Raw genomic sequence first — 6,780 nt, 5'->3', positions numbered from 1 at the left:
TCTCCTTGTGTTTGATTGTTAAAAATCACAATAGAGATTCTTTCATCGCCTGCCTATTCTTTTTTTAATTCTTCTGTGCACTTCAAACTTGAAAAGACTAACCCTAAAACTTGGACATCTCCAATTTTTAGGGTTTTACATCTATTTTTTTACAAAAGTTATCTGGAACGTCTTCTTGATTGCAGACTTCTACTTCTTCCTCTACTTCTATTTTGTGGTTTAGGGGAAGAGTCACTAGGATCATCAATAAATCTTTCCACTTCCCCAAGCATTTGATAATCCCTAGAAGAAGCAAAGGAAAAAGCTTTTCCTTTAGCCCCTGCACGACCTGTTCTTCCAATACGATGGACATAATCATCTAATGTCTTAGGTAGATCAAAATTGATTACGTGACTAACCTCTGGTATGTCAATTCCACGAGCCATTACATCCGTTGCGACTATTACTTTAATGTCTCCATTGCGAAGTTTTTTCATAGTCCTCGTTCTTTGTTGTTGATTCATTCCACCGTGTAGAGCTGCTGCCTTTAGACCACCATAGCATAATTTATCAGCGATTTCTTCTGTCTGTCTTTGAGTAGAAGAGAAAATAATAGCTTGTTCTATATTTGGATCAGATAAAATCTCATCTAAAAGTTTATATTTTTGCTCCAAGTTATTTGTTTTTCGAATGTGTTGCTCAATTAGGTCATAGCTAGCGGCTTTCTTTTTGACGATGATTTCCGTTGGGTTTGTTAACAAACTATTTGCAAGTCTTAAGACCTTCTTGTCATAAGTAGCGGAAAACATCAAAGTTTGACGAGATTTAGGTGTCATAGAAGCTATGTACTCAACAGGTTCAATAAAGCCCATATCGAGCATTCTGTCCGCTTCATCCAAAATGAACATTTCCAAATTAGATAGATCAATGCGTTTTTCTTCCAAGCATTCAATGAGTCTGCCAGGAGTTGCAATCAGAATATCGAAATTTCTTGAAAGCTTTCGGTTTTGGATATGATAAGGAATTCCTCCGCAAATAAAAACACTGGTTATATGGCAAAGGTGACGACTTAGTTTGGCCGTTTCTTCGACTACTTGCATGGCTAATTCACGTGTAGGAACCAAAACCAAGATCTTGGGTCCTCGAGTCGGAGACTTTTTTAATAACTGACAAAGAGAGGGCAACATAAAAGCTGCTGTTTTGCCTGTTCCTGTTTGTGCAGAAGCTCGCAAATCTTTCCCTTTAAGAACTTCTGGGATTGCTTGCTGTTGAATATCTGAGGGAGTTGTAAACCCTAAATCTTGAATTGCTTGAAGAATTAATGGTTCTTGAATGAGATCTTCGAAATTTTTACTTGTCATTTTTTTACTTACCTTAAAGTAGCATTGCATAGATTAATCATTTGCAACGACTAAAGAGAAGATGCAAAAGAATAATGAGTAGTTTAACAAAACTAAATAATATAAACAAGATCTCTTAAATTCTAAAAAAGAATAGTATTTATAAAAACCTTATAAGAACGTAAAAAAAAATCATAGAATGGGTAGCTTATTTTTTTTGATCCAGCGATATAAACAGAAGATAAGTCCTACAGCTCCACAGCCATATACAATGAGATTTGGCGGACTTATCCAAGGATAAAGAGGTTGGTTGGGCCTTCCCCAACGAGATCCAGGAGGCCAAAAAATCCAGCTGGGACTTCCTTTTAAATTATCTTCTGGAACAAAGCCAAAATCACGGCTATCTGAGCTCATTGCGTGATTATCACCTAACACAAGATACATTTTTAGTGGAATAGTAAGGCCATATTTTTTAATAAATTCCACATCAAGATTGCCATTCTTTAGTAAAGGAGGTCCATAATCTATAAAAGGAGTAGGGGAAGAATTTTCTTTTCTGATAAATTCTGTAAGAGAGGGATCATCATGTTTTAAGATGGGCGCTCCCATCAGATAAAAATCTTGATTGCGAAAATACGCATAACGAGATGGTACTAATCGTTGCTCTTTCTTTTTGTTTAAAAACCGATTATCCCAATCTATTCCAAGATTGAAAAAGAGCTGCACATTTTGTGGACTATATGTATATAAAGGATGAGAGGGAGGCAATTCCTCGGTAATTCCTTGCGATAATACGCGACAAGCCTTGCCGTAATAGAATTCATAACACCCATCCGGTACATCGGCAAGAATAGGAGCAAAGGCTTTTTTTTCCAGACACATATTAGGATAGCGACACACTTGGTGATCTTTTACGACAAATCGCGCTGTATATAAATTTTGCATCAGCGCCTTTAGATGACTCTCTTGTAGTGGAATAATAGATGTGCTTAGCTGTATTTTGGGATATACATTTTTATACGCATCTTTTGTTAATTGCACAGACTGCAAAGAGGGATGGTGTTTAATCTCTAGATATAACACCCCTTTTGGTACTTCTTTTACGTTGAACTCTTTTAGCTCTTCTAAGCTAAGCAGCCTTGCCATACCAAAGTTTTTAAAGCCCCATAAATCGCTGTAATCTGTAATAAAACCAGAAATAGGAAGCATTTTAGCTTGGTTTTTTTGTAGATTAAACTCTGCAACAGGTTCGTTCATTTGATAGAAAACAAGAGAATTGTTGTTTTTATGAGAAATCTCGACTTTGCGCTGAAAATGAATAAAAGGGATATGCTCAATTTGCTTTAGTGAGGTTAATTGCAGCTCTTGGGTAATATCCTTGCCGTCTTTATCGATTCCATAAATCTGTCCACCATAAAAATATAGAGTGTCGCCTGGTTTACCAATGAGACGCTTGATGTATTGTTTTTTCCCGGGGAATAGATAAAAATACATAGTATCTACATCATAGATATCCATGTTTTTTCCAGTAAAAATCACAATGGAATTACGTTTTATTAGATCGGGATTGAAATACAAATGTTTTGTTTTTAAGGGAATATTGATTCCAAAATCTGTTTTAGATACAATTAAGCGATCTTTTTCTTTAAAAGTAGGACGCATCGATCCAGAGGGAATTTCATAGAGCTCAAACCACATTTGACGGATTAAGAGTGCAATGATTAAAGCGATAAATACCCCAATTACCACATCTCGGAAGTAGTCAAAAGACCCCTTTTTTAGGCAAGTCAGGCTAAAACCTTGAGCTTCTTTAGCTAGTCGATCGGCTAAAGTTCTATCTTTTTGTAAGATCGCATTTTGTAGAGTGGTTAAAGAAGCCTCTATCTCATTACGGGTATCCAAGGGTAATTTGTGTTTTTTCTTTTTATAGAGATGATACGTTTGGATTAGATAACGCTTAGATTGCCTGAGAGAGTATATTTTTTTTTTATAAAAAAACCACATTGTTACTCAAATTCTTTAAATAGATAGAACATTATAAAAAGAGAATTTACGGGTTTTTTAGAAAGAGAGCAAGCTTTTTATCTTCTATAAAAAAAATTCCAAAATCTTTTCTTTAGGGCGTTTTTCAAAGCAATAACCCCTGGGTGTAAGGGATCCACCTCTTCTGCAACAGACCTATGTTTATCAGCATAATCGCGATTCTTACATGCAAGGTGGTAAAACCCCATGCAAACCATAAACCCACGAAACTCTGAGTAATGAAAGCAAAAGCGATCTGGGTAAAGTTCTAATAAATCACGTTTATGATGGAAAATAGCAGGGATTTCTTGGATTTTCTTATATCGCAAACATTGATCAGCATAGTTGATTTTAGCACATAGATAAGAGGGATGCAGATCATAGGTAATTTTAATCAGCTCTTCTGCTTGTTTACTTTTTTTTAATCTCAGGTAAGCAAAAGCTAATAAATTAGCCACCTCCGGAATATCGAGATGATCTTTATAAAATGCTTCTAAAGCAGATAGGTATTTTTCAGGATTTTCTTGAATTTGGCTGTGAATCTTTTGAAAAAAAGTCTTTTTTGAAGCATCTAGTTTAAGATTGGAGAGACTAGGGGAGAAGGTAATTCGATAAAAACGATGAGGAAAATAGATGGAAGAAATTTCTAATAAAGTAGGGCTTTTCATATTTATTAAATATAAATTATTTGCGTTTTTTAAGCTCTTCTCTTTGTGGGAAAAATGTTCACAACTTAAATCGATAACCCTTGTATAAGTATTCTATTAAGAGCAAATTAAGAGTAGGAAAAAGAGAAGAGATAATTTTTTATCTTTCTAATTGTAAACAGTTTAAATACTTATTGTCTAAGGTTTTTTTAGATAAGTAAACATAGCAAAGGTAAATTAATTTTATTGTGGAAAGCTTGTTGATAAGTTGTCTAATTTACGAACAACCAAGCAGGAAAGAAGTTTTATTCCCAAAGAAAGCTTTCCCATGAGTGAATCTGTACAAGACTGTCTGATGCTGGAATTAAAACCCACCGGTAATAAGAGCCTTTTTTTAATATTTTATGTAAAGCAGCAGGACAAATATCTATAAATACTTCTTCACCAGAGCCTAGTCTTAATTGGAAAGGAATCAAAATTGCCTCACTTAAGGAATCTGATTCTATAGCATAGAGCTTAAGATTATGGCAGTATACAGGGGCTTGAATAGAAATGGTCCACATTTCAGGACTGCGTTTCGTAGCAACGGTAATGTTTGGCAACCGATGAGGGATTGTTCCTTTGATAGGAGAAATTAATCCTTTTCCCGAATCGATTGCGCGGATAGTTAGAGTGTAATGAGTGCTTTGTATTTCAAGCCAATAAGGAAAAGGAAAAAGAGGGTCTAATGAGGAGAAGTAAAAATCGATCAAGCAATCCTCAATGATCGATTGATCATGAGGCCATTGTCCTTGATATACTGCAAAACTAGGTTTCTTAAGCGCTTTTCCAGAGCAAACCAAAGGGGGATTCCAGATCGATCTAAAATCCTGTTCTCCTGATCCAGGAGGAGGTCCAATTTTCTTTCGTGCCTCTTTACTCACTTTATACAACGGCAGTTCTAATAGTTTAGATAAAAGAAATTCAGAAGAGTCGATATATAACCAACTCTGCTTATTAATTGAGTAGGATTCAATGAGTTTTCCTTGGCTTAAATCGATTTCAAAAAGGGACCAAGAAGTATGTCCTGGTGCTTTTTCATCTAGCCAGTTTTGCCAGTGTATTTTCTTTATTTCCAATTGCGCTTGAGGAATAGAAATTTCCTCTAGAATGAGTTGGTTCTTTTCCCTATGACGCAGAATTAAAATGGTATAGATGCCCTCTTGAGCGGTTACAATAAAGTCACCAGGAGAGCCTTTTTCAAAACGGTTTTTCAAGGTGGTGCTTTGTGCAGTGTAGACGCTAAAAGGCAGAGAAAAAATACATAAGGCTAAATAGATCAATTTCTTCATGGTTTTGGCAATTGTACGTAAAAAGACTTTAAATCCCACTCGAATATTTTTGATAAGCACAAAAAACCGTAGTCTATTTTGTGCTTTTACAAATTAGCGCATTTTTAATAAGTCATTTTTATAATTACTCTATAATCAATTTACTATTTTAATTATCATTAACTGTAAATAATATTTTATTAAAAAATCATCTTGACTAAAGCAAGAATACCTAAATAAACTTTATTGAGTTCAAGAAGGTTAAAATGAAGACATTTATTCCCTTGGTTTTGTACTAATATTAAAGGCCCTTTCAACCTCGAAGTGCACAAAAAAGAACATATAAATACTTGAAAAAACATCTATTGTGCACTCGAGCATAGCATGTTTGTAGATAATCTCCTAAACACTTCTAGTGGAGTTTCGAATTTGATTTCAAATTAAGAATTGCATAACTGGGTTTTTTTGAAAAAGCTGCTCTATCTTACAAACCTCAGTGTTGAGTTTAATTAACTAAGAATAGGAAAGATAAGACAAAAAAGCAGTGCAAAAAGACCTCTTAATGTTGTACAAGTTCATTTGCGAAAAAACAACAACAAAAAGAGGCCAAAAATGGAAAAGCTTGTCGAATTATACTGCTCTATAGAGGATTTTTGGAAGGATTTTAACAAGCAACGGGAGCAACATTTAATTACTAAAGGCAAATTTTCAAGAGGCCCTAAGGGGAAAATGTCTCTTCCTGAAATGGCCCTTTCAACCTCGAAGTGCACAAAAAAGATTTTCTATGTGATTGAATCGAAACTACTATATACTCTACAGTCCACTATTCCTTAACCTTACAAGATCTACCCTTCATCGATGCTTACAAAGACACGGGATAAGTCGTCTGCCTGAAACAAAAGGTGAAAAACCCCTTAAGAAGAAGTTTACTTCTTATCCTATGGGGTATATAGTAGTGCTAATTCAAACGGCTAACTTAATGGGATTTAAGTCAACGACTTGAAACTTGTCGTTAATCCTATTTGCCAAAGACCACTTTGGAATATGTTATACACCATCAGCTACGTTTTCTTTACTGCACCGCTTAAACTTCACCTATAAAAAGCCTAAGCTGATTCCTGGAAAAGTGAATGAGGAAGCAAAAAAGCTTTTTTCACAAGAATTACAAAAACTAGAAAAAGAACTCGCTCAAACAGATCAACTGCTTTATCTAGATGGGGTTCATCCTCAACACAATTCCAAACCCTCTTATGGATGGTATGAAAAAGGATCTAAAGCTATATTGCTAACGAACACAGGACGTAAACTTATTAATCAATGGAGCCTTAGATGTAAAGCGCTTAGAAGTTACAACTCTTTCTTCCGACTCTATCAATGCGCAATCTAATTCTGCTTTACAACCACAGACGAAAATCTTTTGGATCCCACAGATCCCAATCGTATTCCGTAACTTTTAAGCAAGCCCCTTACAGTATTTCTGCG

General features: G+C 35.2%; 5 protein-coding genes and 1 pseudogene. 2 read left to right on the top strand and 4 right to left on the bottom strand.

Annotation, left to right across the window (positions count from 1 at the left end; all coding sequences use genetic code 11):
* Nucleotides 1-158: 158 nt before the first annotated feature.
* From RHOW815_RS06075 to RHOW815_RS06060, 4 genes are all read right to left on the bottom strand, one after another.
* Nucleotides 159-1,340 carry a DEAD/DEAH box helicase gene (locus tag RHOW815_RS06075; protein ID WP_215217437.1) on the bottom strand — a complete coding sequence of 394 codons (1,182 nt, stop codon included), beginning with the start codon at nucleotides 1,338-1,340 and terminating at the stop codon, nucleotides 159-161.
* A 171-nt stretch (nucleotides 1,341-1,511) separates the two neighbouring features.
* The gene (lepB, locus tag RHOW815_RS06070; protein ID WP_215217436.1) at nucleotides 1,512-3,221 is read right to left on the bottom strand and encodes a signal peptidase I; all 1,710 of its coding nucleotides are present in this window, start codon (nucleotides 3,219-3,221) and stop codon (nucleotides 1,512-1,514) included.
* 179 nt (nucleotides 3,222-3,400) lie between these two features.
* Nucleotides 3,401-4,009, bottom strand: a complete 609-nt coding sequence (locus tag RHOW815_RS06065) for a hypothetical protein (RefSeq protein WP_215217435.1) — start codon at nucleotides 4,007-4,009, stop codon at nucleotides 3,401-3,403.
* Nucleotides 4,010-4,293: 284 nt separating this feature from the next.
* Nucleotides 4,294-5,379 (bottom strand): hypothetical protein, encoded by a 1,086-nt coding sequence (locus RHOW815_RS06060; protein ID WP_215217434.1) that lies wholly within the window; start codon nucleotides 5,377-5,379, stop codon nucleotides 4,294-4,296.
* Between the two features lie 723 nt (nucleotides 5,380-6,102).
* Here RHOW815_RS06060 and RHOW815_RS06050 point away from each other — a divergent pair.
* Nucleotides 6,103-6,247 (top strand): annotated as a pseudogene (locus tag RHOW815_RS06050) (IS481 family transposase); the annotation flags it as partial.
* A 57-nt stretch (nucleotides 6,248-6,304) separates the two neighbouring features.
* Nucleotides 6,305-6,685, top strand: coding sequence for a winged helix-turn-helix domain-containing protein (locus RHOW815_RS06045; RefSeq protein WP_215217433.1), 381 nt, complete (start codon nucleotides 6,305-6,307; stop codon nucleotides 6,683-6,685).
* The last annotated feature ends 95 nt before the right edge of the window (nucleotides 6,686-6,780 follow it).

It is taken from the genome of Candidatus Rhabdochlamydia sp. W815 (genome assembly GCF_018642185.1).
GTDB classification, from domain to species: domain Bacteria; phylum Chlamydiota; class Chlamydiia; order Chlamydiales; family Rhabdochlamydiaceae; genus Rhabdochlamydia; species Rhabdochlamydia oedothoracis.
This window is presented reverse-complemented; position numbering and strand designations above follow the sequence as displayed.

Bases quoted from the DNA above. Each gene is read 5' to 3' on its own strand.
- RHOW815_RS06075 (WP_215217437.1), bottom strand. From the start codon at position 1,340: ATGACAAGTAAAAATTTCGAAGATCTCATTCAAGAACCATTAATTCTT.
- RHOW815_RS06065 (WP_215217435.1), bottom strand. From the start codon at position 4,009: ATGAAAAGCCCTACTTTATTAGAAATTTCTTCCATCTATTTTCCTCAT.